Origin of the sequence: Pantoea sp. 22096 (genome assembly GCF_052045955.1) — a bacterium.
Taxonomy (GTDB): Bacteria; Pseudomonadota; Gammaproteobacteria; order Enterobacterales; family Enterobacteriaceae; genus Pantoea; species Pantoea alfalfae.
On the sequence record NZ_JBQEPW010000004.1, the window covers coordinates 69,593 to 95,672 of the forward strand.

19 protein-coding genes are annotated in these 26,080 nt (G+C 59.4%); 8 read left to right on the forward strand and 11 right to left on the reverse strand.

The window, feature by feature from the left end; translation table 11 throughout:
* Position 1: 1 nt before the first annotated feature.
* From ACTJKZ_RS14995 to ACTJKZ_RS15015, 5 genes are all read right to left on the reverse strand, one after another.
* A complete protein-coding gene (locus ACTJKZ_RS14995; protein ID WP_440829794.1) occupies positions 2-3,103 on the reverse strand; it encodes an efflux RND transporter permease subunit in 3,102 nt (1,033 codons plus the stop codon).
* Positions 3,100-6,294 (reverse strand): efflux RND transporter permease subunit, encoded by a 3,195-nt coding sequence (locus ACTJKZ_RS15000; RefSeq protein ID WP_440829795.1) that lies wholly within the window; start codon positions 6,292-6,294, stop codon positions 3,100-3,102. Before ACTJKZ_RS15000 ends, ACTJKZ_RS14995 begins: the two co-directional genes overlap by 4 nt.
* A complete protein-coding gene (locus tag ACTJKZ_RS15005; RefSeq protein WP_285086581.1) occupies positions 6,291-7,499 on the reverse strand; it encodes an efflux RND transporter periplasmic adaptor subunit in 1,209 nt (402 codons plus the stop codon). Before ACTJKZ_RS15005 ends, ACTJKZ_RS15000 begins: the two co-directional genes overlap by 4 nt.
* 420 nt (positions 7,500-7,919) lie before the next feature.
* On the reverse strand, positions 7,920-9,659 hold the full coding sequence (locus tag ACTJKZ_RS15010; protein ID WP_161731872.1) for a penicillin-binding transpeptidase domain-containing protein: 1,740 nt from the start codon (positions 9,657-9,659) through the stop codon (positions 7,920-7,922).
* A gap of 278 nt (positions 9,660-9,937) precedes the next feature.
* Positions 9,938-12,211 (reverse strand): molybdopterin guanine dinucleotide-containing S/N-oxide reductase, encoded by a 2,274-nt coding sequence (locus ACTJKZ_RS15015; RefSeq protein WP_161731870.1) that lies wholly within the window; start codon positions 12,209-12,211, stop codon positions 9,938-9,940.
* 192 nt (positions 12,212-12,403) lie between these two features.
* Between ACTJKZ_RS15015 and galR the strand changes: the two genes are divergently transcribed.
* Positions 12,404-13,405, forward strand: coding sequence for an HTH-type transcriptional regulator GalR (gene galR, locus ACTJKZ_RS15020; RefSeq protein WP_003851033.1), 1,002 nt, complete (start codon positions 12,404-12,406; stop codon positions 13,403-13,405).
* A 33-nt stretch (positions 13,406-13,438) separates the two neighbouring features.
* Here the strand turns inward: galR and ACTJKZ_RS15025 are convergent, their stop codons facing one another.
* On the reverse strand, positions 13,439-15,811 hold the full coding sequence (locus ACTJKZ_RS15025) for a beta-N-acetylhexosaminidase (protein WP_222924677.1): 2,373 nt from the start codon (positions 15,809-15,811) through the stop codon (positions 13,439-13,441).
* 249 nt (positions 15,812-16,060) lie between these two features.
* Between ACTJKZ_RS15025 and nrdD the strand changes: the two genes are divergently transcribed.
* Together nrdD and nrdG are read left to right on the forward strand one after the other, a co-directional pair.
* On the forward strand, positions 16,061-18,199 hold the full coding sequence (nrdD, locus tag ACTJKZ_RS15030) for an anaerobic ribonucleoside-triphosphate reductase (RefSeq protein ID WP_253420880.1): 2,139 nt from the start codon (positions 16,061-16,063) through the stop codon (positions 18,197-18,199).
* Positions 18,196-18,663, forward strand: coding sequence for an anaerobic ribonucleoside-triphosphate reductase-activating protein (gene nrdG / locus ACTJKZ_RS15035; RefSeq protein WP_161731864.1), 468 nt, complete (start codon positions 18,196-18,198; stop codon positions 18,661-18,663). The genes nrdD and nrdG overlap by 4 nt, the downstream gene beginning before the upstream one ends.
* Here nrdG and ACTJKZ_RS15040 read toward each other — a convergent pair.
* Positions 18,655-19,290, reverse strand: coding sequence for an NAD-dependent epimerase/dehydratase family protein (locus ACTJKZ_RS15040; protein ID WP_161731862.1), 636 nt, complete (start codon positions 19,288-19,290; stop codon positions 18,655-18,657). The two genes, nrdG and ACTJKZ_RS15040, sit on opposite strands and share 9 nt — an antisense overlap.
* A 147-nt stretch (positions 19,291-19,437) precedes the next feature.
* Here ACTJKZ_RS15040 and ACTJKZ_RS15045 point away from each other — a divergent pair, with 147 nt between their 5' ends.
* Positions 19,438-19,959 carry a type 1 glutamine amidotransferase domain-containing protein gene (locus ACTJKZ_RS15045; protein ID WP_033731332.1) on the forward strand — a complete coding sequence of 174 codons (522 nt, stop codon included), beginning with the start codon at positions 19,438-19,440 and terminating at the stop codon, positions 19,957-19,959.
* A gap of 35 nt (positions 19,960-19,994) precedes the next feature.
* Here ACTJKZ_RS15045 and ACTJKZ_RS15050 read toward each other — a convergent pair whose 3' ends face one another.
* Positions 19,995-20,423: a YhbP family protein gene (locus ACTJKZ_RS15050; protein ID WP_285086586.1), complete on the reverse strand. Its 429-nt coding sequence runs from the start codon at positions 20,421-20,423 to the stop codon at positions 19,995-19,997.
* Positions 20,424-20,498: 75 nt separating this feature from the next.
* On the opposite strand from ACTJKZ_RS15050, the gene ACTJKZ_RS15055 reads away from it, so the two are divergent.
* Positions 20,499-20,792, forward strand: coding sequence for a GIY-YIG nuclease family protein (locus tag ACTJKZ_RS15055; RefSeq protein WP_161731858.1), 294 nt, complete (start codon positions 20,499-20,501; stop codon positions 20,790-20,792).
* Here the strand turns inward: ACTJKZ_RS15055 and ACTJKZ_RS15060 are convergent.
* Together ACTJKZ_RS15060 and ubiT are read right to left on the reverse strand one after the other, a co-directional pair.
* Positions 20,776-21,282, reverse strand: coding sequence for a GNAT family N-acetyltransferase (locus ACTJKZ_RS15060; protein WP_161731856.1), 507 nt, complete (start codon positions 21,280-21,282; stop codon positions 20,776-20,778). The genes ACTJKZ_RS15055 and ACTJKZ_RS15060 overlap by 17 nt on opposite strands.
* Positions 21,276-21,800: a ubiquinone anaerobic biosynthesis accessory factor UbiT gene (ubiT, locus tag ACTJKZ_RS15065; protein WP_161731854.1), complete on the reverse strand. Its 525-nt coding sequence runs from the start codon at positions 21,798-21,800 to the stop codon at positions 21,276-21,278. The genes ACTJKZ_RS15060 and ubiT overlap by 7 nt, the downstream gene beginning before the upstream one ends.
* Positions 21,801-22,002: 202 nt before the next feature.
* Between ubiT and ubiU the strand changes: the two genes are divergently transcribed.
* From ubiU to ACTJKZ_RS15080, 3 genes are all read left to right on the forward strand, one after another.
* A complete protein-coding gene (ubiU, locus tag ACTJKZ_RS15070) occupies positions 22,003-22,998 on the forward strand; it encodes a ubiquinone anaerobic biosynthesis protein UbiU (RefSeq protein ID WP_161731852.1) in 996 nt (331 codons plus the stop codon).
* A 9-nt stretch (positions 22,999-23,007) separates the two neighbouring features.
* Entirely contained in the window at positions 23,008-23,886 is an 879-nt protein-coding gene (locus tag ACTJKZ_RS15075; RefSeq protein WP_161731938.1) for a U32 family peptidase, read from the forward strand.
* A 114-nt stretch (positions 23,887-24,000) separates the two neighbouring features.
* Entirely contained in the window at positions 24,001-25,011 is a 1,011-nt protein-coding gene (locus tag ACTJKZ_RS15080) for a luciferase-like monooxygenase (protein ID WP_253420874.1), read from the forward strand.
* Here ACTJKZ_RS15080 and ACTJKZ_RS15085 read toward each other — a convergent pair whose 3' ends face one another.
* Positions 25,012-25,932 (reverse strand): AraC family transcriptional regulator, encoded by a 921-nt coding sequence (locus tag ACTJKZ_RS15085; protein WP_161731848.1) that lies wholly within the window; start codon positions 25,930-25,932, stop codon positions 25,012-25,014. It lies immediately after the preceding gene.
* Positions 25,933-26,080: the final 148 nt, after the last annotated feature.

Below are 26,080 nucleotides of genomic sequence, written 5' to 3' on the forward strand. Positions count from 1 at the left end.
ATCAGGATTCCGTAGGGCGCAGACGACGCCATTGACGTTGAGTGGCACGGCCCAGACGATCGAGCCAAAGATAAACAACCGGCGTGGTAAACAGCGTCAGCAGCTGGCTGAGCGCCAGTCCGCCCGCGATAGCGATCCCCAGCGGACTGCGCAGATCGGCATCCCCGCCGCTGCCCAGCGCCAGCGGCAACGCGCCGAAAAAGGCGGCCAGCGTAGTCATCATGATCGGCCGGAAGCGCATCAGGCACGCCTGGGTAATCGCCTGCTGCGGCGACATACCCTGCCGCCGTTCCGCGTCGATGGCAAAATCGATCATCATGATGGCGTTCTTTTTCACGATGCCAATCAGCAGGATGATGCCAATCAGCGCGATCACCGTGAGCTGCGTGTTGGTCAGCAGCAGCAGTAACAGCGCGCCGACGCCCGCAGACGGCAGCGTTGAGAGAATGGTCAGCGGATGGATGTAGCTCTCGTAGAGCACGCCGAGCACGAGATAGACCGCCGCCAGCGCCGCCAGAATCAGCCACGGCATGGTGGCGGTCAGCTGGGAAAAGGCGGCGGCAGTACCGGCAAAACCGGCATGAAGGGTCGACGGCAGGCCCAGCTTCGCCATCGCCTGTTTAATGAGTAACTGCGCCTGCTCCAGCGAGACCCCCTCATTGAGGTTGAATGCTACGGTACTGGTCGCGGACTGGCCCTGATGCGCCACCGACAGCGGTGCATTGCCGCCGCTGAAGCGGGCAAAGGCGGAAAGCGGCACGCGGTCACCGCTGTCGTTAATCACATAGAGCTGCTGAAGCGTCTCCGGATTCGCGGTGTCGCTGTCCTGCAGCGACATCACCACATGATACTGATTCAGGGTGTGATAGAGCGTGGCGATCTGCCGCTGACTGAACGCATTGTTCAGCAGCGTATCGAGCATCTTCACATTGACGCCCAGCCGGGTCGCGCGGTCGCGGTCGATGGTCAGCGCCACCTCCTGCCCGCCGGTCTGCGAGTCGGAGTCTACGCTGTTGAGCCCGGGGATCGCCGCCAGCGCCGCCTGCACTTTCGGCGTCCAGATCCGCAGCAGATCAAGATCGTCTGCCTGCAGGCTGTACTGATACGTGGCGTTAGCGCTGCGTCCGCCAATGTGCAGATCCTGCGCCGCCATCAGGAACATCTGCGCCCCGGCGATGTGGCTGGTTTTACGCGTCAGCCGGTTGGCGACTTCGGTAGCCGTGGCATCGCGCTGGTCAAAATCTTTAAGTCGCACAAAGAAGTTGGCGCTGTTGCGGGAGCCAAACATCCCGCTGCCCATCGACGACATTACGCTATCGACCGCCGGGTCTTCCTGAATGATCTTCGTGAACATCAGCATTTTCGGCTTCATCGCCTGAAACGAAATGTTCTGATCGGCACGCAGCGCGCCCATCAGCAGCCCGGTGTCCTGATTCGGGAAAAAGCCCTTCTGCACCACGGTGAACAGAAAAACATTCAGCAGCACGGTCAGCAGCAGGCTGAGCATGGTCAGTTTCTGATGGCGCATCACCCAGGCCAGCCCGCGCCCGTAGGCGGCCAGCAGGCGGTTCAGCTGGTTTTCAATCAACTGATAAAGCGGATGCGGCCGCTGACTGACAGGCGGCTTTGGTTTCAGCAGGCGCGCGCAGAGCATTGGCGTCAGGCTGAGTGAGACAAACAGCGAGATCAGCAGCGACACGGTGAGCGTGACAGCAAATTCGCGGAACAGCCGCCCGACAATGCTGCCCATCAGCAGGATCGGGATGAACACCGCGATCAGCGATACGGTCATCGACAGCACGGTGAAGCTCACCTCCTGCGCCCCGCGCAGCGCTGCCCGCAGCGGGCTCAGCCCGCGCTCAATGTGACGGGTGATGTTCTCCAGCACCACGATCGCATCATCCACCACGAAGCCGGTAGAGATAATCAGCGCCATCAGCGACAGGTTATCCAGGCTGTAACCCAGCAGGTACATCACCGCGCAGGTGCCGATCAGCGACACCGGCAGCGCCAGGGCCGGAATGATCACCGCCTGCAGATTGCGCAGGAAAACAAACACCACCGCAATGACCAGCAGCACCGCGATCAGCAGCGTTTCTTCGGTGTCATACAGCGAGGCGCGCACGCCCGGTGAGCGGTCAACCACCACCTTCAGCTGGCTGTCAGCGGGCAGGCTCTTTTCCAGCAGCGGCAACTGCGCTTTGATCGCGTCGATGGTTTCGAGCATATTGGCGCCCGCCTGACGTTTAATGCCGATCATTACCGCAGGCGTAGCATTCAGGAATCCCGCCTGATAGCGATCTTCCACCGAGTCATAGACCGTGGCGACGTCGCGCAGCCGCACCGCCTTGCCCTGCTGATAAGTGATGATCAGATCGCGGTAGCTGGCGGCCTTCTCAAGCTGGCCGTTGCTGTCCACCAGCCACGACTGGTCACTGCCCTGTAAGATTCCTTTGGGCAGATTGGTGGTGCTGTCGGCGACGGCGGCACGCACCGTCTCCAGCGAGATGCCGTAGTGGGTCAGCTTCAGCGGCTGCAGATCAATCCGCACCGCGGGTAAGGCGCTGCCCATCAGCGACACTTCGCCGACGCCCTGTACCTGCCCCATCGCCTGTTCGATTTTGCTCTCCGCCAGATCGTAAAGCTCGCCGGGCGTGCGGGTAGCAGAGGTCAGCGCCAGCATCACAATCGGCGCATCTGACGGGTTGGCTTTGCGATAAGTCGGCAGCGAGGCCATTGCACTCGGCAGCAGGCTGCGCGCCGCGTTAATCGCCGCCTGCACGTCGCGCGCCGCGCCGTTGATATCGCGGTCCAGCTCAAACTGCAGGATAATACTGCTGGAGCCCTGCGAACTGCTGGAAGTCATCTCACTGATACCGGCAATCTGCCCGAGCGAACGCTCCAGCGGGGTCGCGACGGTAGCCGCCATGGTCTCCGGGCTGGCCCCCGCCAGGCTGGCGCTGACCATGATGGTCGGAAAATCGACCTGCGGCAGCGGTGCCACCGGCAGCAGCCGGTAACCCAGCGCGCCGGGCAGCAGGATCGCCAGCGTCAGCAGCAGCGTCGCCACCGGACGAAAGATAAACAGCCGGGTCAGATTCATTGCCCGCTCCGCGCCTGCTGCTGACGGCGTTTCACCCAGGCACTGCCGCGCTGCGCCAGCCCGTCAAACCAGAGGTAGATGACCGGCGTGGAGAAGAGCGTCAGCACCTGGCTGACAATCAGCCCGCCGACAATTACCAGCCCCAGCGGCTGTCGCAGCTCGGCACCCGAGCCGGAGGCGAGCATCAGCGGCAGCGCGCCGAGCAGTGCCGCCATCGTCGTCATCAGAATCGGGCGGAAGCGCAGCAGGCAGGCCTGATGAATCGCCTCACGTGCGCTGAGGTGCTGCTGATGTTCCGCCTCCAGCGCGAAGTCGATCATCATAATGGCGTTCTTTTTCACGATGCCGATCAGCAGGATGACGCCAATCAGCGCAATCAGGCTGAACTCCGTGCCCGCCAGCAACAGCGTCAGTAGCGCACCCACCGCCGCCGACGGCAGCGTAGAGAGAATCGTGACCGGATGGATAAAGCTTTCGTAGAGAATGCCGAGCACCACATACATGGTGATCAGCGCCGCCAGAATCAGCCACAGCGTGTTGCCGGTGGCGCTCTGGAATGCCGACGTTTCGCCCTGATAGCGCAGCGTGGTGCTCTCCGGCAGCTGCAGCTGCTGCCGCACGTCGGCAATTGCCCGCTGTCCATCCTCCAGCGAGTAGCCTGGATTCAGGTTAAAGGAGATCATCACCGCCGGGAACTGATTCAGCCGCATGTGCATCAGCGAACCGGTGCGCTGGTGGATAGTGGCGATAGAGGTAAGTTTCACCATCCCGCTGCTGGCAGAGCGGGTGTCAGAGGCTGAAGTGGACGTCGATGAAGACGTTGATGAAGTTGTGCTTGTGGCGGACGACGAGCTGCTGCTGGTGGACGGCTGCAGATAAACATCATCAAACGACGCCGGACCCTGCCGGAAGGCCGGCGCCACTTCCAGCACCACCCGATACTGATTCGACTGGGTAAAAATCGTCGAGACCAGCCGCTGACCAAAGGCGTTATAGAGCGCGGTGTCCACGTCCGATGCGGTAATGCCGAAGCGCGCCGCTTTGTCCCGGTTCAGCTCCACGTAAGAGACGCGCCCCTGATCCTGCAGGTTACTCACCACGCCATTAAACTCGGGCCGCTGCTGCAATGCCGCCACCAGTTTCGGCGTCTCACTAACCAGATTTTCACTGTCGGCGTCGTCAAGGGTGAACTGATACTGACTCGGCGAGACCTGGTCGTTGACGGTGAGATCCTGCGCCGGTTGCAGATAGAGCCGGATACCCGGCACATCGCTGGTCGCCTGGTTCAGCTGGCTGATCACCTCGCTGGCGCTGAGATCGCGGGTGCCAGACGGCTTGAGGTTGATCTGCAGCCGTCCGCTGTTGAGGCTGCTGTTAGTGCCGTCGATGCCGATGGTCGATGAGACGCTCTCCACCGCCGGATTTTTCAGGATCAGCGCAGAGAGCGCCTGCTGTCGCGTCGCCATTATTTTAAACGAGACATCCTGGGAGGCGACGGTAATGCCCTGAATCAGCCCGGTATCCTGGGTCGGGAAGAAGCCTTTCGGCACCATCATGTAGAGCAGCGCCGTCAGTCCGAAGGTTGCCAGCGCCACCAGCAGCGTCAGTTTCTGATGGTTCAGCACCACGGTCAGCAGCCGGTCATAGCCGCGCACCAGCCGGTCGAACATCTCGCCGCCCTTGCGGGCAAAGGTTGACTGCTGCTCTGGCGGAATGTGCCGCAGCAGATACGCGCACAGCATCGGGGTCAGCGTCAGCGACACCCCCATCGACACCAGGATCGCCACCGCCAGCGTAATCGCGAACTCCCGGAAGAGTCGCCCGACCACATCGCCCATAAACAGCAGCGGAATCAGCACCGCAATCAGCGAAAAGGTCAGCGAGATAATGGTGAAGCCAATCTGCCGGGAGCCTTTCAGCGCCGCCTCCATCGGTGTCTCGCCCTGCTCCAGCCGCCGGGAAATGTTCTCCACCACCACGATAGCGTCATCGATAACAAAACCGGTGGCGATGGTCAGCGCCATCAGCGACAGGTTATTCAGGCTGAAGCCCGCCAGATACATCACGCCAAAGGTGCCAACCAGCGACAGCGGCACCGCCACACTCGGGATCAGCGTGGCGGCCACGTTGCGCAGGAACAGAAAGGTTACCATCACCACCAGCGCAATCGACAGCATCAGCTCAAACTGCACGTCGCTGATTGAGGCGCGAATGGTCTGGGTGCGGTCGGAGAGAATCGTCATCTTCACCCCGTCCGGCAGCGCCGCCTGCAGTGCAGGAAGCTGCGCCTTGATGTTGTCCACCACCTGAATCACGTTTGCGCCGGGCTGACGCTGCACGCTGATGACAATCGCGGGCTGGTTATTGGCCCATGCGGACTGGAAGCTGTTCTCCGGGCCCTGTTCGATGTGGGCGATATCTTTCAGGCGCAGCGCCGCGCCATTCTCATAGCTGAGGATCAGGTTGCCGTACTCGGTTGCGGTGCGCAGCTGGTCGTTGGCGTCGATGGTCACCGAATGATATTTACCGTCAAAGCCGCCTTTGGCGCCATTGACGTTGCTGTTGCCAATCAGCGTATTTACCGCCTCCAGCGTCAGGTGATGCGCCGCCAGCGCCAGAGGATTCATCTGCACCCGAATCGCCGGCTGATGCCCGCCCGCCAGCGTCACCATTCCGACGCCGGAGATCTGCGACAGCTTCAGCGCCACCTGGGTGTTAACCAGATCCTGCACCTCGGTCAGCGGCAGCGTGCCGGAGCTGGCCGCCAGCGTCACCACCGCGCTGTCCGCCGGATTGACCTTTTTGTACGTCGGCGGATTAGGCAGATCGTCGGGCAGCAGGTTATTTGCCGCATTGATCGCCGCCTGCACCTCCTGCTCGGCGACATCCAGCGACAGATCGAGGCTGAACTTCAGGGTTATGATCGACGAGCCGCTGGCGCTGGTGGAGCTCATCTGGCTCAGCCCCGCCATCTGCCCTAACTGGCGCTCCAGCGGTGAGGTGACCGACGACGCCATCACATCCGGGCTGGCACCCGGATAGAGCGTGGTGACCTGAATGGTCGGATAGTCGACCTGCGGCAGCGCCGAGGTCGACAGGAATTTCCAGGCAAAAATCCCGGAGATCAGCACGCCGGCCATCAGCAGGATGGTGGCGACAGGACGCAGAATAAACAGGCGAGACGGGTTCATTTCGACACAGCACCGGCAGCGGGCGTCTCATCCGCCAGCGTGACTTTGCTGCCGCTGGTCAGACGTTCGATCCCTTCCGTTACCAGCCGATCGCCCGGTGCAACGCCGCTGAGGATCGCCTGCTGATCGTCGCCGAAAGCCGGGCCGGTGGTGACCGCTTTACGCGTGACGGTATGATCTTTGTTGATCACAAAGACAAAGCTGCCGTCGCTGCTCAGCTGCAGCGCCTGCGCCGGGATCACCGTCGCGCCTTTCAGCACCCGGGTCTGCAGCCGCAGATTCACAAACTGGTTAGCAAACAGCGACTCATCCTGGTTGGCAAACACCGCTTTCAGCGCCACGGTGCCGGTGGCGGTGTCGATCTGGTTGCTGATGAACTTCACTTCGCCGCTGGCGAGCGGATGCTGGTTGTCCTGATCAAACAGCGTGGCGGGCAGGCTCTGCCCCTGATGCAGCACGCTGACCAGCGCGGGGATGTCGCTTTGTGGCACGCTAAAGGTCACGGCGGCGGGCTGCATCTGCGTGATGGTCACCAGACCGGTGCTGCTGGAGCTCTGCACCATGTTGCCGGGATCGACCTGACGCAGGCCGACGCGCCCGCTGATCGGGGCGGTGATCCGGGCATATTCAATGCTCAGCTTTGCACTGGCGATCTGCGCCTGATCGGCGGCGACGGCACCGCGATACTGCCCGACGGTGGCAATCTGCGTGTCCAGATCCTGGCGCGCCAGCGCATCCTGCGCCGCCAGTTTGCGGTAGCGCGCCAGCGTCAGCTCGGCACTTTTCAGCAGCGCCTGGTTCTCGCTGAGTTCAGCCTGATACTGGTTCAGCGTCGCCTGATAGCTGCGCGGATCGATCTGCGCCAGCAGTTGACCGGCACTGACTTTTTGCCCCTCAGTAAAGAAAAGCTGCTCCAGCTGGCCGTCAACGCGGCTGGTCACCGTCACGCTGGCGTTGGGGATCACCGTGCCGAGCGCATTCAGCCACACCGGCACATCCGCCGTGCTGGCAACCCCGCTGTGAACCAGCGTTGCACTGCCGCCCATCATGCCAGGCGAATCCGGTCTGCCCGGCGGCATTCCCTCACCCGGCCCGTGCCCCGAAGAGAGCAGACGCCAGATAACGCCCGCGACAATCGCCGCCACCAGCAACAGAAGCAGCCATTTAAGCCCAAAGGAACGCGCGGGGCGAGAAAGGTGAGTCATCGTCGAACTCTTCAGATAAGCAGAAAAAGAAATCCCGGAACGTGCGGAATGCGGCAGTGAGCGGCAGCGAGCAAAAAACCGCCAGGCTTCACGGCGGCCATTATCAGTGAAAGGCGACGCGCCTTTCTATTGGCAAACTGTCAGGGTTTCGTTAAGAACGATGTTGATTTAGCGGGAGTTTTTACAGCGGTAACGGCAGGCTCAGGCAAGCAGACAAAAAAAACCCACGCATCTGCGTGGGTCGGTGTAATAACAGGGTCTCACTGCCGAAGCAGTGTTGTTTTCACACCCATTAATACCTCTGGGACTGCTATCCTCGCACTGATTGACCGCGCGGAGACAGCGGGAAAACGCAACCGAATTCGGGGAAGTGCAACGAGGTGTGAATATTCCTCACGCCTCGCTTACACTCTGATTTAACTAAGATTTATCCGAAGGGCTGGCCGTGGGTTTAGTGTAGATGGCGTCCGGTGCAACGTTCATGTGTTTCAGTACCGGCCCCATGATATTGCCGAACACCGGCGCAGCAACCGAACCACCGAAGTGATCGCCCGCCGTCGGATGGTTGATCATCACCACCAGCGCCACTTCAGGATGACTGGCGGGCGCAATACCGGCGGTGTAGTTGACGTAGCCGCCATCATACTTGCCGCTGGTACCCATCTTTTCCGCCGTACCGGTTTTGGTTGCCAGACGGTAGCCCGGTACCGCAGCTTTCAGTCCGGTTCCGCCCGGCAGGACGTCGCTCTCCAGCATATGCACCACCTCTTTCACCGTTTCCGGATTGGCGACCTGGCGTCCCATGACCGGCGGCGTGACGCGGGTGATCGACAGCGGACGGTAAACGCCATAAGAGCCGAGCGTGGCGTATTCGCGGGCAATCTGCAGCGGCGTGACGCGCAGACCATAGCCAAAGGAGAAGGTAGCCCGCTCGATATCCGCCCAGCGGGCGCGGTGCAGCGGGAAGTAGCCGACGCTTTCGCCGGTCAGCCCTAATCCGGTCGGTTTGCCCAGGCCAAACGCATGATAGGTATTCACCAGCGCCTCCGCGGGCATCGCCAGCGCCAGATGAGAGACGCCGATGTCGCTCGATTTTTGCAGAATGCCGGTCATGGTCAGGCGCGGCCAGTGGCCGACGTCGCGGATCAGGTGGCCGTTAACGCTGTAAGGCGTGGTGTCGATCACCGAGTCCGGACGCACCAGATGGCGCTCCAGCGCTTCCATGACGACTAACGGCTTAACGGTCGATCCCGGTTCGTAGCTGTCATTGATGGCCGAGTTACGCATCTGCGCCGGGGTGGCCCCTTCATAGTTGTTGGGGTTGAACGACGGATAGGAGGCCATCGCCAGAATCTCGCCGGTGTCGATTTTCACCAGCACGGCCGCACCCGAGTCCGCTTTGTTGATCAGTACGCCGTCGCGCAGTTTGCTGTAGAGCGTGTACTGGTCATATTTGTCGATGCTGAGCTGCACCGTGGGCGGCTGCGTCGGCGGCTGGTAGTTGATCATCGCGATGATATTGCCCGCCGCATCCTGACGATAGACCTCTTTGCCCGGCTCGCCCTGCAAGACTTTATCGAAGCCTTTTTCCAGCCCGTTCAGGCCGACATTATCCGCGCCAACGATACCGATCAGCGGCGCAGAGGCTTCGCTCATCGGATAGAAACGGCTGTCGTCATAAACTTCACTGATGCCTTTCAGCTTCAGCTCTTTAATGTCTTTGGCGATGCCCAGTTCGACTTTACGTCCCAGATAGAGGAAACGACGTTTCGGGTTGGCGGTGATCTGCGCCGCCAGCTCTTCGGGACGGGTGTTGAGCGCGGCCGCAAGATAGGCCCATTTGGCACTGGTAAAATCGGGGTTGCTCTCCAGTACGCGCAGTGGATCGGCAATCACATCGCGCGATGGCACGCTGAGCGCCAGCGCTTCGCCGTTACGATCCAGCAGGGTGCCGCGACTGGTGGGCAGCGTGACGGTTCGCAGCGATCGCTGATCCGCTTCGTGCTCCAGCATCGGCTGATTCAGGAACTGCAGGTCCGCGACGCGCGCCAGCAGCACCACCAGACAGGTTGTGACACCCAGACAGATCAGTCGAAAACGAAAAGGGTTGAATGGCGCTTTTATCTGGTCTTTTCCCAGTAGTTTTTTAATCCGGGGCATGGCATTCCGCTGCGCAAAATAAAGAGAAAGGGGCTGGTGCCAGCAGTTATAAAGAAAGCGCTGGCCGTATAACAGGAAAACTGTGTATCAGTTCGTTATTGGCAACGGATTTTTGGCAAAAAAAACCTGCGCATCTGCGCAGGTTGGTGTAATCAAGAAAATCTATTGATGTTCACCCATCAATACCTCTGGGACCCTGAATGTAGCAAAGGGGATTGATCGGCTGCCATCGCCTAAACGCAACAGTTACCCGCAAAATGTAACCAGCCATGAGATCCTTACGCTATTGTGCAATCCTGATGTTTTTTGATTTCCACCAGGCAACTCATGGCGTTTGGCCCCTGCGTCAGCGACGACGTACCAATATCGAGCGTCAGCACGTTGGGGTTACCGGCACGATCAAAAGGCTGCCACGCCCTGCCAAAGCCAGGATCAAACCACGCACCGGTAGCGATAATCACCACGCCCTGCGTCACGCCCTCGGTGATCTGCACACCCGCCAGCATCACACCACGTGCGTTGCTCACCTCAATCTCATCGCCCTCCACCAGTCCGCGCGCAGCTGCATCCACTGGATGCATGTAAAGCGTTTCATGTCCGGCCGTTTTATTGTCCTGCACCGTGTCGGTGGCATCCAGCTGGCTGTGTAACCGGTCGGAAGGCTGAATGGAGATCATGTGCAGCGGATAGTCGCGGCTGACTGGGGAACCAAGCCACTCCTGTGGTTCACGCCACTCCGGATGACCGGCGAAGTCGTCCAGCTGGTAGTCCGCAATGGTCTGACTGAACAGCTCGATTTTGCCGCTGGCGGTTTTGATTGGATTGGCCTGCGGATCGGCACGGAAATCCTCCATAAACTGATAAGGCTTGCCACCTTCCGGAATTTCCACAAAGCCGCGCTGCCAGAATTCATCAAACTCTGGGAAATCGATGCCTTTGCGCTGATGCGCGGTCGCACACTGCTGATAAAGATGCGCAATCCACTGCATCTCATTGCGCCCTTCGGTAAAGGTGTCGCGATAGCCGAGTCGCTCTGCTAAGTCGGCAAAAATATCGAAGTCGTTGCGCGCCTGATGCTGCGGCTTAATCGCCTGATGCATGGCCAGCACAAAGCGGTCACGTGAGGAGCCGCCGATGTCATTACGCTCCAGCGTGGTCGTCGCAGGCAGCACGATGTCCGCCATCTGCGCCGCTGGCGTCCAGACGATATCCTGCACCACCACCGTATCGGGCCGTTGCCAGCCCTCCACCAGCCGGTTCAGCTGCTGATGATGGTGGAAAGGATTGCCGCCCGCCCAGTGCACCATGTGGATATCGGGATAGTGCAGCGTTTCGCCCTGGAAGCTATATGGCTGGCCGGGATTGAGCAGCATATCGCTGATGCGCGCCACCGGAATCGACAACCCTGACGGATTGGGACCGGTGCTCATCATCGGGGCAGGCCCCTCCTGACGGGGATTGCCGACGCTGTTCATTGAACCATGACCGAAAGAGAACCCCGCGCCCGGCAGGCCAGGCTGACCGAGCATTGAGGAGAGCGCAATCATCATCCAGTAAGGCTGCTCGCCGCGATGGGCGCGCTGCACGGAATAGGAGCAGGTAATAAAGCTGCGCTTGCCGGTCAGTTGCTGCGCCAGCTGCACGATGCGATCAGCCGGGATGCCGGTGATACGGCTGGCCCAGCCAGCGGTTTTCGCTACGCCGTCGGTTTCGCCCAGCAGATAGGCGCGCAGCTGCGGCCAGCCGGTGCAGTGGCTGGCGAGAAACGCCTCGTCAACCGCGCCGTGCTGGGTGATCTCATGCCCCAGCGCCAGCATCAGTGCCACGTCGGTATTGGGGCGAATCGGGATCCACTCGGCGTTCACAAATTCCGGGCAGTCATCGCGCATCGGGCTGATGTTGATGACCGGCGTGCCTTTGGCCGCCAGCTGCATCAGCGCCGGTTTCAGGCTGTGCTGCCCTGCGCCACCTGAGGCGACCTGGGCGTTTTTCAGCGCCAGCCCGCCAAAGGCGACAAAAATTTCGGCATGTTCCACTACCTGCGGCCACTCGGTGACGCGCCCGGTCAGCGGCATATAGGTGCCGATCACATAGGGCAGGAAGAACTGCGCCGCGCCCCAGCTGTAGTTACCCTGCTGATCGACGCCGCCGCCGCCCTGAAAGTAGAAACGACGCACCAGCGTGCGGGCGTGATTGACGCGACCGGCCGATGACCAGCCGTAGGAGCCGTTGAAAATGCCCGACGCACCATAGCGTTCGCGGACGCGGCGATTCTCTTCCGCCACCAGGTCCAGCGCGGTTTCCCAGTCGACGGCGACAAAATCTTCCCGGCCACGCAGCGTGCGGTCGCTCTTTTCGCGTGACTTCAGCCACGAGCGACGCACCATCGGCTGGCGAATGCGTTTGTCTGAGTAGACCAGCTCAGGAATGGTGTGGATCATCGGTGACGGATCGGCATCAGCGAAGAAAGGTTCGCAGCCAATCAGACGATCGTTTTCAGTGACGGCGGTAAACGCGCCCCAGTGCGCCAGATGTGGCACTTTGGTTTTCATCGTTGTTTTTTTCACGGTAGCCAGGTGGGGAACTGAGCATAACATGGGGCAACGTCTCAGCAGAAGATGTGCAGCAGCGGTCGTTTTTGCCCCTTTTTGCGACGACGCTGGCATTCTGTCGGGTTGATGTGTCCGCCCTTTTCCGTAACACTGATGCGATGTGTAAACGTTTTCCCCAAAGCAGGTCAACGCATGGCTACCATAAAGGATGTTGCGCGACTGGCGGGCGTTTCTGTCGCCACAGTCTCCCGTGTAATCAATAATTCTCCCAAAGCCAGCGACAGCTCCCGACAGGCCGTAGGCCAGGCGATGGAGCAGCTTCAGTATCACCCGAATGCCAACGCACGCGCGCTGGCGCAGCAATCGACCGAAACGCTCGGCCTGATTGTCGGTGACGTCTCCGATCCCTTTTTTGGCGCAATGGTGAAAGCCGTAGATGAGGTGGCAGGCGACACCGGTAACTTTTTGCTGATTGGTAACGGTTACCATAATGAGCAAAAAGAGCGGCAGGCGATTGAACAGCTGATGCGTCACCGCTGCGCGGCGCTGGTGGTGCACGCCAAGAAAATTCCCGACGCAGAACTGGAAGTGCTGATGAAGCAGGTGCCGGGTATGGTGCTGCTGAACCGCCTAATCAAAGGCTTTGAAAAGCGCTGTATTGCACTCGACGATCGCTACGGCGCCTGGCTGGCAACCCGTCATCTGATCCAGCTCGGCCATCAGAATATCGCCTTTATCTGCTCGACCCACACCATCTCCGATGCCGAAGATCGCCTGCAGGGTTACTATGATGCGCTGAAAGAGCACGGTCTGCCGTGCAGCGATCGGCTGGTGACCTGGGGCGAACCGGACGAAGTGGGCGGTGAGCAGGCGATGACAGAACTGCTGGGACGCGGCAGAAATTTCACCGCCGTCGCCTGCTACAACGACTCGATGGCGGCGGGCGCGCTGGCGGTGCTGAGCGATAACGGCGTCCGCGTGCCGGAAGAGATGTCGCTGATCGGCTTCGATGATGTGCTGGTGTCGCGCTATGTGCGACCACGCCTTACGACGGTCCGCTATCCGATTGTCACGATGGCGCAGCAGGCCGCTCAGCTGGCCCTGGCGCTGGCCAACGATCTGCCGCTGCCGGAAGTGACTCACATGTTCAGCCCGACGCTGGTGCGCCGTCATTCGGTCAGCGGCCCGGCCTGACGCAACGGAGGCCGGTTCAGCCGGCCACAGTACTTACTGAAAGGCGTGCAGCAGCGTCTCCAGCGGCCTGACCAGCGCTATCACCGTTTCATCCTGCACCTCTGCGGCGGCATCCAGTGTCGCCTGCATCTCCGCCACTTCACTGGCACCAAACGCCTGATTACGGACGTAAGCATTCACCAGCGCGAGGCCCATGGCGCTCAGCACCTCAACCTGCTGCACGCTGTGTGCCAGCGGCTTCAGCGTCGCGCTGCCGTTGACGATCGGCATCACCGCAGTCGTGTTGGCCTGCCAGCGCTGCAGCGGCGCGCGCACTGCGGAGGCGGCAGCCGGATTATTACGATTGGCGATTAATACGGCGACCTGTTGCTCCAGCTGGCGCACTGCCTCACTCTCTGCGGGCAGCACATCGGCCAGCCGGTTTAATGGCTCCTGATAGTTGTAATGCCCCGCCTGAAACTTCAGGTGCTGACGCGTGTAATACTGCGCCGGTTCCAGTACTTCGGCCAGCACTCGCAGCGGGGCGATATCGTGTCCGCTGGCCAGCCGCATCATCTGCTGCTCCGTCTGCGCATGTTGCAGCGTTCCCACGGACACCGTGCTCCAGCGATCCATCGCCGCCAGCCGTGAATACATCGAATCCATGTTCGTGACGTTTTCTGCCGACCATAACCGCTCGGCCACCACAAAGGCGCGCGGCCACAGTTTAGTATCAATGATCTGGCTGTTGATGTTTTCAGCCCACAGCGCCGCCTCGCCACCCAGCAGATTTTGCTGTACCTGTTCTGGCGTGGGCAGCACGGGTGCGATGCCCGCAGGCGGCTGCATCAGACGCTGACCGCTGGCGGGATAACGTACGTTGCCTACCCGCACATAGCCTTTGAGAGACTGCTGTTGCAGCGTGACCACCGGCTGGAACGGCCCCATCCAGCTATCCACCGTGAACTGCACCTGTTGCGTCGAGAGCCAGTTGATGTCGCTGATCATCCGCCGGGCTTTGCCGTCGAAGTCGATAAAACCGCGCCAGCCCTGCGCGCCCTGAATCAGCGTAAAGCTGCCCTTCACCGGGCTGCCTTTCAGCCGTGGCATCGTGAATGACCAGCTCTGCGCCTGGTCGTCGGGCCGCAGACGGTCCTGACCGTTCAGCCCGCGTGGCGTGACCTCGTTGCGATAGTGATAGCTGGCAGGCTGGGGCTGATCGAGGTAGAAACCGGTGGAGAGGATGCCGCGATAATTTTCTTTTGCCAGCGCACTCAGCGCATCCTGGCCCTGCCAGGACTGGATCAGAATGCTGCGTGGCAGATCGGGATGAGCGATCTCATCCCAGCCCACCATCTGACGCTGATGGGCTTCGAGGATCTTCTCCACCCGCTGATTGAAGTACGCCTGCAGCGCATGCGCGTCTTTCAGATCGTGCTCGCGCATAAACTGCTGAATCACGGGTGAGTTTTTCCACTGCGTGGGATCGACTTCATCGCCGCCGATGTGCAGCCAGGGATCGGGAAAGATCGCCGCCATCTCTCCCACCAGCGTATCGATCACCTGATAAACCTGTTCATTAGCGGGATCAAGCAGCGGTTTAAAGACGCCCCAGCCGCGCTCCATCTGAAAGGGACCCGCTGCGCTGATCAGTTCCGGCATCGCCACCGCCAGCGCGGAGGCATGTCCTGGCATATCCAGCTCGGGCACCACACGCACCCCACGGTCGGTGGCATATTTCACGATTTCCCGCATCTGCTGCTGGCTGTAATAGTTGCCATCGCTGGCTTTCTGCTGCAGCTGGGGATAGTGGCTGGAGGCGAAGCGCCAGCCCTGATCGTCGGTGAGATGCCAGTGAAAGACGTTCATTCGTGCGGCGGCGATGCCGTCGATCTGACGCTTAAGCGTTTCTACCGGCATAAAGTGGCGTGCCGTGTCGATCAGCACACCGCGCCACGGAAAGCGCGGATGATCGTGAATGGTGACGTAAGGAATCGTCGTGCCCTGCTCACCGTTTTGTATCAGCTGCAGCAGGGTTTCCATGCCGCGCATCGCACCAAAACGGTTGGGTGCGGTTAATCGCACACCATCGCCATTGACCTGCAACTGATAGCGCTCATCACTGTCGGGCAAAGGTAGTGGATCGACTGCCTTTGCAATCATGATGCGGATAGTCGGTGCAGCTACCGGCTGCGTGGCGGGCAATAGCGGCCAGCCGGTCTGATCGCTGATGCGCGCCAGCCAGCGTGCTTCGGCCCCCGCCAGATGATCGCCTGAGATTTGCAGCGTCAACTGCGGCGTCAGGGTAAGCGCACCGCCACTGGCGGGCTGCTCCACCTGTTGCGGCCAGGGCATTAGCGGCAGCGGATTGGCTATGACGATCGGGCTAAAAACAGCGAGCAGGAGCAGAGTACGGGGTAACCACATTGGCGGGCATCCTTGTAACGTCAACGGTTTGACAGGGCAGAACGTTGATTAAAGTTGCTGCACGCCGATTCGCCAGTGAATCCCGCAGGAAACCTGAACCATCACCCGATTTTTTACATTCGTCGGAATTTTCTGCCGGGTTGAGTCTTCCTTGCTTCAGGTCAAATCCTTGCGCAATAATTCACAGCAATCACTACATGTAGAGAATAGAATCCACCCAACCCCCATATGTAGTTAACGGAGAGAGGAATGGCGACGGTGGTAATCAAGCGCGATGGATGCCGGACAGGCTTTGATGCGCAGCGTATTGAGCAGGCTGTTGTGGCCGCGGCACGGGCAGCAGATGTCGACGATGCGGCCTGGTGCGCGCAGGTCGCTGAGCGCGTTGCCCTGCGGCTGGCCGATCGTCCGGAAGTGGCTATCCGCGAGATTCAGTGTGCGGTAGAAGAGACGCTGATGGCGGGTCCTTATCCACAACTGGCGCGCGCCTACATTGAGTATCGCCACGATCGCGATGTCGCCCGCGATCGTCAGAGCCAGTTACATCACGCCATTCGCGGTCTGGTCGATCAGACCAACGCGGCGCTGCTGAACGAAAATGCCAATAAAGACAGCAAAGTGATCCCGACGCAGCGCGATCTGCTGGCCGGGATCGTGGCAAAGCACTACGCACAGCAGCAGATCCTGCCGCGCGACATCGTTCTGGCGCATGAGCGCGGCGAGATCCACTATCACGATCTCGACTATTCACCCTTCTTCCCGATGTTCAACTGCATGCTGATCGATCTGAAGGGCATGCTGACCAACGGTTTTAAGATGGGCAATGCTGAGATCGAGCCACCTAAATCGATCGCCACCGCCACTGCTGTGACGGCGCAGATTATCGCCCAGGTCGCCAGCCACATTTACGGCGGCACCACCATTAACCGCATTGATGAAGTACTGGCCCCGTTTGTTGAGCAGAGCTATACCCGGCATCTGGCGATCGCCGAACAGTGGCAAATCCCGCAGGCAGAGCAGTATGCGCGCCAGCGCACAGATAAAGAGTGCTATGACGCCTTTCAGTCGCTGGAGTATGAGGTGAATACCCTGCACACCGCCAACGGCCAGACGCCGTTTGTCACCTTTGGCTTTGGTCTGGGGACTGACTGGGCGGCACGGCTGATCCAGCAGTCGATTCTGCGTAACCGGCTGGCGGGGCTGGGCAAGAATCGCAAAACCGCGGTGTTCCCTAAACTGGTCTTCAGCATTCGTGAAGGCGTCAACCGCCGGGCGGGCGATGTTAATTACGACATCAAGCAGCTGGCGCTGGAGTGTGCCAGCAAGCGGATGTATCCCGACATTCTCAATTACGACCAGGTGGTGAAAGTCACCGGCTCGTTCAAAACCCCAATGGGCTGCCGTAGTTTCCTTGGCGTTTATGAAGAGAACGGCGAGCAGATTCATGAGGGTCGCAACAATATCGGGGTGATCAGCCTGAACCTGCCACGCATCGCACTGGAAGCGGGCGGTGATGAAGCGCGTTTCTGGACGCTGCTCGATGCCCGCCTGCTGCTGGCTAAGCGGGCGCTGATGACGCGTGTGGCACGGCTGGAGAAGACCAAAGCGCGCGTTGCGCCCATCCTCTATATGGAAGGGGCCTGCGGCGTCCGGCTGAATGCCGATGATGAGGTAGGACCTATTTTCCGTAATGGTCGTGCGTCGCTGTCGCTGGGCTATATCGGCCTGCATGAAACCCTGAATGCGCTCAGCGGCGGTCATCAGCATCCTTACGATGATGCGGCGCTGCGCGCCAAAGGCGTAGAGATCATTGCGTACATGCGCGCCGCCACCGATCGCTGGAAAGCGGAAACAGGCTACGGCTTCAGCCTTTACAGCACGCCGAGTGAGAATCTGTGTGACCGTTTCTGCCGTCTTGATGCCGCGCAGTTTGGTCTGGTGCCGGGCGTCACAGACAAGGGCTACTACACCAACAGCTTCCATCTCGACGTTGAGAAGAAGGTGAATCCTTACGACAAAATCGACTTTGAAGCGCCCTATCCGCCGCTGGCGAATGGCGGATTCATCTGTTACGGCGAATACCCGAATGTGCAGCACAATCTCAAAGCGCTGGAAGATGTCTGGGATTACAGCTACGACCGCGTGCCCTATTACGGTACCAATACGCCGATTGATGAGTGCTACGAGTGCGGCTTCAACGGCGAGTTCACCTGTACCAGCCGTGGCTTTACCTGTCCGAACTGTGGCAATCACGATCCGGCGCGCGTCTCTGTTACACGGCGGGTCTGTGGCTATCTTGGCAGCCCGGATGCACGACCTTTCAACGCCGGTAAGCAGCAGGAAGTGCAGCGTCGCGTTAAGCATCTGGCCGAAGGACCGCTGGGATGATGCATATTCATCGTTACTACGATGTGGATATCGTGAATGGCCCCGGCACCCGCTGCACGCTGTTTGTTGCTGGTTGCGAACATCAGTGTCGCGGCTGCTACAACCAGAGCACCTGGCGTATTGATTCCGGCGTGCCCTTTACGCTGGCGATGGAGGAGCAACTACTGGCGGATCTGCAGGACACACGCATTCCGCGCCAGGGCTTGTCGCTGAGCGGTGGCGATCCACTTCATCCGCATAACGTGCCGCACATTCGCCGTCTGGTGAAACGGGTGCGACAGATATGCCCCGGTAAAGACATCTGGCTCTGGACCGGCTACCGGATGCAGGAGCTGAATGCGGCACAGCGCGCCGTGCTGGACTATCTCGACGTGCTGATCGATGGCCGCTTTGTCGAAGAGGAGAAAGATGCCACGCTGCAATGGCGCGGCAGCCGTAATCAGATCGTCTGGCAGTTACGCTGAATGACGTGGGATGTCGCCCGACTCAATGATGTTGACGCTTTCACCACCCGGCGCGAACGCCTGCTGATGCAGACAACGCGCCACGTCGCGTGCGTGAACCGCCCGCCAGTTGCCCGGCAGCAGCGAAAACAGCGGTCCCGCCAGGCTTTCGCCCTGACGTTTCTGCGCGCGATCCCCCAGCAGCAGTGAAGGTCGCACCAGCGTCAGGCGCGGCCAGCCCTGATGGCGCAACGCATTCTCCATTTCGCCTTTGACGCGATTGTACAAAAACGGTGAGTAACGGCTGGCACCGTGCGCGCTGACGACCAGCATCTGCTTCGCGCCCAGGCGTAATCCGCATAATCCGCTGTCCACTACCAGGGTGTAATCGACGTGGATGAATGCCTGTTTGCTGCCCGCCTGCCTGCGCGTCGTTCCCAGGCAGCAGAACACCGTATCCAGCGAACTTTCCAGCGGCCCCAGCACATCCGTCAGATCGGCTTCTACCGGATTCACCACTTTGTGCATCGCAGGCAGTGGCCGGCGGGTGGGCGCGATGATTTCGTCAATGCGGGGATCCTCAATCAGTAAGCGCAGCAGATGCGACCCGACTAAGCCAGTGGCACCGGTCAGTAATACGCGATTCATCTCAGATTCGTCCTTATTTCACTGCTGACAGCTTAAAAGATAGCTGATCTTAACGGGCAGGCTTGCGTTCTCACGCTCAGCGACCAGGCTTACAGCGTGATCCGGAAAGCGCGCCACGCTCTCCACAACTTTAAGGAGGAAAAAAAGATGAGCAAGAAAGTTGCGGTTTTGATTACCGACGAATTTGAAGACTCAGAATTTACCTCACCTGCGGAAGCCTACAAAGGCGCGGGTTTTGAGGTCGTGACCATTGAGAAACAGGCCGGTAATGTCGTTAAAGGCAAGAAAGGCGAAGCGGAAGTGACCATCGATCGCAGCATTGATGATGTCAGCCCGGCGGAATTTGATGCCCTGCTGCTGCCAGGCGGTCACTCGCCTGACGCTCTGCGCGGCGACGATCGTTTTGTTGCCTTTACCAAAGAGTTTGTCGCCAGCGGCAAACCGATCTTTGCCATCTGCCACGGTCCACAGCTGCTGATTAGCGCGAACGGCGTGCGCGGTCGCAAGATGACCACCGTTAAAGCCGTTGCCATTGACCTGATCAATGCCGGTGCTGACTTCCATGACAAGGAAGTGGTGGTGGACGGCGATAAGCTGGTCACCAGCCGTACGCCGGACGATTTACCGGCCTTTAACCGTGAATCCCTGCGGATCCTCGAAGCGCTGTAATTCCGCCGCGCCCTTTTCAGCCGAAAGGGGCGTGTCTATTTTTCCCGCTGCCAGGCAATTTTCTTGCCGAATCCCAGCGCATTATCCGTCATCTTCACCTCATCCAGCTCAATCTCCCACAGCGGGGCCGACACTTTGCGTGAGACCGGAAAACGTTTCTGGTAAGCCGCTCTGGCGACCTGCTCTGTTGCTTCCTCCAGCCGTCTGACCCGGCCACGATACTGTACCCCTTTAATGAGCAGCACAGTTCTGGGCTGGCCATTGACGGTACCTGCAACCTGCGGATTCTGTACCATTAATTCACCGTGGCGGGTAGCGGGTTCGGTCATAATCCAGAAGGCCATGCGTGTCTCATCAAAGACGTAGTAGCAGTTAGCGCACCAGAGTTGATCGTCGGCGGTACAGCAGAGAGAAAGTACATGCTGCTTTCTGAGGTAGCGAACCAGATGGGCGTGATCGGACAAGATAAACTCCTGGTGGTGCACCGGAGCGTGAAGCGCGCTACACTGCCCGGCACCTTTTTTTGGGAATAGTTTACGATGGGTCAGCAGTGGCAACTCTACATCGTCCGGACGGCGAAAGGGAGCCTGTACACCGGCATCACCACGGATGTGGTGCGCCGGGTTGCTCAGCACCAGAGCGGACGCGGCGCCCGCGCGCTGCGCGGCAAAGGCCCGCTGGACCTGGTGTTTCACTGTGAGGCGGGCGATCGCGCCAGCGCCTCCAGACTGGAGTATCAGGTTAAGCAACTGACCCATCAGCAGAAGTTACTGCTGGTGGCGGGTCAGCCGATCAGCCTGGAGAGCTGGCTACGTATTACGGCTGGCGATTAAAGGGTTCGGCGTAGTCGATCTGCCCTTCCGCGCCGTCAAAGGCATTGTCCGCCAGACGGTAGACCTGGAACGTTGCCTCTGTTCCCGGCCAGCGACTGCGCAGGCCATGACGTGCAGCCGGTTCAAAACCAAACCGGCTGAACAGCGCCGGATCGCCCAGCACGACAACCGCGCTGTAGCCAAATTCATTAAGTGTATCCAGCCCCTCATAAATCAGCTTGCTGGCAATGCCCTGACCGCGCAGCGTCTCATCAACGGCCAGCGGTGCCAGCGCCACCCAGCCGCGATCGTCGCCCTGAACGCTGACCGGACTGAATGCGGCATAACCCAGCACCTGTCCCTCGTCATCTGTGGCGACCACGCCTAAGGTCAGCAGGCCATCTTCACGCAGCGCCTGAGTCAGTTCCGCCTCGGCGGAGTGACTGAAGCAGCGTCTGAGCAGTACGTCGATGCCTGCGGCATCAACACCAATTTCGCTACGGATCAACATGCGGCACCTGCGCGCGGCTGTGCGGCCTTCGCGTCCTGTTTCATGCCGGCGTCGACAAATGCCGCCATCTGCTCAATAGCCGTGCGTAACGCAGTGGGCATAGCCTCGGGTTCAATAGCATCCATTACGTTCTTCACCTCAAGTCCCAGTTCTGTGTCACCTTCAATCACCAGACGGCGTTGAAAGAACAGCATATCGGGGTCTGCTTTACGTGCTGCCACCAGCAACAGATCATTGGCATTGCTCCGAAACCAGACATCCGCTTCGGACTGTTGCAATACCGCCAGTCGGCCATCCTGCAGCGTGGTTATCCATTGCAGATTAAGATCGGCAATCTCGATACCCAGCAGGCGACCATTCAGAAAGTCTAACTCACCTTCAGCCAAAGCATGGCGAAATTGCCAGTTTAAGAGTTGTTGCAGTAGCAACTTTTTGACCGGGAATGGGGTGAGCGCTACAGGTAACCCTAAGATTTTTGGACCGGTCTTCACACAATGGGCATGTATCCGCTCTAACACTTTCGTCACTCCCTTCAGAAAATTTTACGTATATTGCCATATCCTTTTCTGCGCGCCTCATCCGGGATCAATAAAAAACGCGGCAATAGCGGGAAAAAACGCTGCCGGGAAAGATGAACTGAAATTTCACTGCCTTAAATCAACACACAGACCAGACCAGATGCCTAGACTCGACGCCCATCGCATGTTGAGAGGAACACCTATGGAACTGCTCTGCCCGGCAGGAAACTTACCCGCAGTGCGCACCGCCGTAGAAAATGGCGCGGATGCGGTCTATGTGGGACTGAAAGATGACACCAATGCTCGTCACTTTGCGGGCCTGAACTTCACTGATAAAAAGCTGGCTGAAGCGGCGCGCTATCTCCATCAGCATCAGCGCAAACTGCATGTGGCAATCAATACCTTTGCCCATCCCGATGGCATGGGACGCTGGCAGCGGGCGATTGATGTGGCGGCGCAAAACGGGGCAGATGCCCTGATTCTGGCTGATATCGCTACGCTGGAGTACGCCGCGAAGCACTATCCACAGGTTGAACGTCATCTCTCTGTACAGGCATCGGCAACCAATCTTGAGGCGATTCGCTTTTATCATCGCCACTTCAATCTGCAGCGGGTGGTACTCCCGCGCGTCTTGTCGATTCATCAGGTTAAACAACTGGCACGCAGCACGCCGGTGCCGCTGGAGGTGTTCGCCTTTGGCAGTCTGTGCATTATGGCAGAAGGCCGCTGCTACCTCTCCTCCTGGATGACCGGCGAATCACCTAACAGCGCAGGTGCCTGCTCCCCGGCGAAATTTGTACGCTGGCAGCAGACGCCGCAGGGCATGGAGTCACGCCTGAATGAAGTGCTAATTGATCGCTACGCCCCCGATGAGAGCGCCGGTTACCCGACGCTCTGCAAAGGACGCTATGAGGTTAACAATCAGCGTTATCACGTCCTGGAGGAACCGACCAGTCTCAACACACTGGAACTGCTGCCAGAGCTGCTGCGGGCAGGCATCGCCTCGGTGAAAATCGAAGGCCGGCAGCGCAGTCCCGCCTACGTCGCTGATGTGGCGCGCGTCTGGCGTCAGGCAATCGATCGCTGCAAGGCGCAGCCGGAGCAGTTTGACGTGGCGCCACAGTGGATGCAGACGCTGGGCGATCTCTCTGAAGGCACACAAACCACGCTGGGTGCTTATCACCGTGAATGGCAATAAGGAGTCATGATGCAATATGCTCTTGGACCGGTGCTCTGGTACTGGCCGACCGATACGCTGGACGATTTTTATCAGCAGGCTGTCCGCAGTAGTGCGGATATTATTTATCTCGGCGAAGCGGTGTGCAGTAAACGCCGCGCTACGCCCTATGCCCGCTGGATGGCGCTGGCGCGTGACGTGGCATCCAGCGGCAAACAGGTTGTACTCAGCACGCTGGCGCTGCTGCAATCACCCTCTGAGCTGAAAGAGCTGCAGCGCTACGTAGAAAACGGCGAGTTCCTGATTGAAGCCAATGATATCGGCACGGTCAATATGGCCGCTGAGCGCCATTTGCCCTTTGTCGCCGGTCCCACGCTGAATGTCTATAATGCCGACACGCTGCAGCTGCTGGTTAAAGAGGGCATGACGCGCTGGTGTATGCCGGTGGAGATGTCGCGTGACTGGCTGCTACAGCTGCTGGCGCAGTGCGAGACGCGGGGTATCCGCAAGCAGTTTGAGGTGGAGGTGATGGGTTACGGTCATCTGCCGCTGGCGCTGTCAGCGCGCTGTTTCACCGCCCGCTCGGAAAATCGCGCGAAAGATGACTGCGAAACCTGCTGTATCAACTATCCGACAGGTCGCCGCGTCAACTCTCAGGAGGGACAACAGGTGTTCGTCCTCAATGGCATTCAGACCATGAGCGGCTACTGCTATAACCTGGGTAACGATCTGGCGGGGATGCGTGGCCAGGTCGATTGCGTGAGACTCTCGCCGCAGGATACGTCGACGCTGGCAGAGATCGACCGTTTCCGCGCCAATGAAAACGGTCAGGCTCCGCTTATGGTCGCGAAAGGCTGCGATTGTAACGGTTACTGGCGCAAACTGGCGGGTATGACGCTGGCATCCTGAGTAAAAGCACATACCGGCTATATTCCTGCTGAGGTTAGCAGTTTTAATATAAGGAATGATGCGTAATACTAAATGGTGCAGGTTTTACGCCTGCGCCATACAACGGGAGTAGTCATGTCTGATAAAAAACCTCTTCGCCTGTCCGTGCTGGATCTTGCGCCGATTCCACAGGGTGCGACCGCACGGAATGCGTTCCATAATTCCCTGGCGCTGGCGCGTCAGGCTGAAAAACTGGGCTTCGAACGCTACTGGCTGGCTGAACATCACAACATGACAGGGATTGCCAGCGCTGCGACGTCGGTGCTGATCGGCTATCTGGCGGCGAACACCGAGACACTGAAGCTGGGCTCCGGTGGCATTATGTTGCCTAATCATGCGCCGCTGGTCATCGCCGAGCAGTTTGGCACCCTGGCCTCTCTCTATCCGGGCCGTATCGATCTCGGTTTAGGTCGCGCGCCCGGTTCTGACCAGCGCACCATGATGGCGCTGCGCCGTCACCAGTCCAGCATGCATGCGGACACCTTTCCCGAAGATGTGGCTGAACTGATTAACTGGTTCGATGCTGGCCCGGATGCGCAACTGCCGGTTCAGCCAGTGCCGGGTCTGGGGCTGAAGATCCCGGTCTGGCTACTCGGATCCAGCCTCTACAGCGCGCAGCTGTCAGCAAAAATGGGCCTGCCGTTTGCCTTTGCCTCCCACTTCGCGCCTGACCAGCTCTTCCAGGCACTGCACGTGTATCGTGAGAACTTCCAGCCCTCGGCGCGTCTCGACAAGCCCTATGCCACCGTCTGCATTAACGTGGTGGCCGCTGATAATGAGCGTGATGCGCGCTTCCTGTTTACCTCGCAGCAGCAGCAGTTTATTAACCTGCGCCGCGGCAAACCGGGCCCGTTACCGGCCCCGGTTGAGAATATGGATAATCTCTGGTCGCCGTCAGAGCAGTATGGCGTTCAGCAGGCACTCAGCATGTCGCTGGTGGGCGATACCGACAAGGTGCGTCATGGCCTGGCTTCGCTGATGCGTGAAACGCAGGCAGATGAAATTATGGTTAATGGCCAGATTTTTGACAGCGAAGCTCGTCTGCGCTCCTTTGCCATTGCGATGGAAGCGGCAAACAGCCTGTAATCAGTTTTGCGGTGGGCGCAGGGTATCCGGGCTCACCGCCAGCTGACGACTATCCCTGGCAGGAGATTGCCCATACAGGCGGCGATATTCACGACTGAACTGTGATGCGCTCTGATAGCCCACCCGATAGCCTGCCGTACCGGCATCCAGCTTTTCCACCAACATCAAACGCCGCGCCTCATTGAGCCGCAGTTGTTTCTGGTATTGCATCGGCGTCATAGCCGTTACGGCTTTGAAGTGATGATGCAGCGAAGAGATACTCATGCCGACACTGCTGGCAAGCTGATCGATCTTTAGCGGCTGGTGAAAATTCTCCCGCAGCCAGCGGGCAGCCTGCGCCACCCGGTTACCCGGCCGCTCAGCCAGCGCCATATTCAGGATGCGCGAGCCCTCCGGCCCGGTCAGCAGCCGGTAGAAAATCTCCTGCTCAATCAGCGGAGCCAGCGCCTCAATATCTTCCGGGTGGTCAAGCAGACGCACCAGCCGGATGACTGCATCCACCAGCAAAGGTGAAACCTTATGCACGGTGACACCCCGTTCATTGCCTGCGGTCACCAGCGGCAGCGCTGGCGGAAACTGTTCAAGGTAGCGCATAAGCCGGGATTCATTGATGGCGATACCTATCCCGAGATTGGGCTTTTCCGGCGTGGCGACAGTGACGCAGGCGCGCACTGGCATATCCAGCGTTACCAGCAGCAGATCCCCTGGTCCATAGTGCAGCACCTCATCACCCATATGCAGCGCTTTGCTGCCCTGCGCCACCAGCGCAAAACTGGCCCATTGAGCAAAGTGCATCGGCTCAGTAGGTGCTGAAACCCGGCCAAAAAACAGGCAGTCGATGGCGCTGGAATGCCGGCCATCCTCCGGCGCATGACGGGCAATTAACTGTGCCAGCGCCTGCCACTTGTTACTCTCTGTCACTGCGTTCTCCCCTTCCGCTCTGTGCCGATATTACCTGACGTCTGGCGGAATGCCTTTGCTGGTGCAGCACTTTTGCAGGATCGTGCAAAAAGCTTGCAGGATTGCGCTACCCGCTTTTCGTCAGCCGCGCGCATAGTCTTTCGACGCA

Bases quoted from the DNA above. Each gene is read 5' to 3' on its own strand.
- ACTJKZ_RS15005 (WP_285086581.1), bottom strand. From the start codon at position 7,499: ATGACTCACCTTTCTCGCCCCGCGCGTTCCTTTGGGCTTAAATGGCTG.
- ACTJKZ_RS15075 (WP_161731938.1), top strand. From the start codon at position 23,008: ATGCAATATGCTCTTGGACCGGTGCTCTGGTACTGGCCGACCGATACG.
- ACTJKZ_RS15045 (WP_033731332.1), top strand. From the start codon at position 19,438: ATGAGCAAGAAAGTTGCGGTTTTGATTACCGACGAATTTGAAGACTCA.
- ACTJKZ_RS15060 (WP_161731856.1), bottom strand. From the start codon at position 21,282: ATGTTGATCCGTAGCGAAATTGGTGTTGATGCCGCAGGCATCGACGTA.
- nrdG (WP_161731864.1), top strand. From the start codon at position 18,196: ATGATGCATATTCATCGTTACTACGATGTGGATATCGTGAATGGCCCC.
- ACTJKZ_RS14995 (WP_440829794.1), bottom strand. From the start codon at position 3,103: ATGAATCTGACCCGGCTGTTTATCTTTCGTCCGGTGGCGACGCTGCTG.
- ACTJKZ_RS15010 (WP_161731872.1), bottom strand. From the start codon at position 9,659: ATGCCCCGGATTAAAAAACTACTGGGAAAAGACCAGATAAAAGCGCCA.
- galR (WP_003851033.1), top strand. From the start codon at position 12,404: ATGGCTACCATAAAGGATGTTGCGCGACTGGCGGGCGTTTCTGTCGCC.
- ubiU (WP_161731852.1), top strand. From the start codon at position 22,003: ATGGAACTGCTCTGCCCGGCAGGAAACTTACCCGCAGTGCGCACCGCC.
- nrdD (WP_253420880.1), top strand. From the start codon at position 16,061: ATGGCGACGGTGGTAATCAAGCGCGATGGATGCCGGACAGGCTTTGAT.
- ACTJKZ_RS15040 (WP_161731862.1), bottom strand. From the start codon at position 19,290: ATGAATCGCGTATTACTGACCGGTGCCACTGGCTTAGTCGGGTCGCAT.
- ACTJKZ_RS15025 (WP_222924677.1), bottom strand. From the start codon at position 15,811: ATGTGGTTACCCCGTACTCTGCTCCTGCTCGCTGTTTTTAGCCCGATC.
- ACTJKZ_RS15000 (WP_440829795.1), bottom strand. From the start codon at position 6,294: ATGAACCCGTCTCGCCTGTTTATTCTGCGTCCTGTCGCCACCATCCTG.
- ACTJKZ_RS15080 (WP_253420874.1), top strand. From the start codon at position 24,001: ATGTCTGATAAAAAACCTCTTCGCCTGTCCGTGCTGGATCTTGCGCCG.
- ACTJKZ_RS15015 (WP_161731870.1), bottom strand. From the start codon at position 12,211: ATGAAAACCAAAGTGCCACATCTGGCGCACTGGGGCGCGTTTACCGCC.
- ACTJKZ_RS15055 (WP_161731858.1), top strand. From the start codon at position 20,499: ATGGGTCAGCAGTGGCAACTCTACATCGTCCGGACGGCGAAAGGGAGC.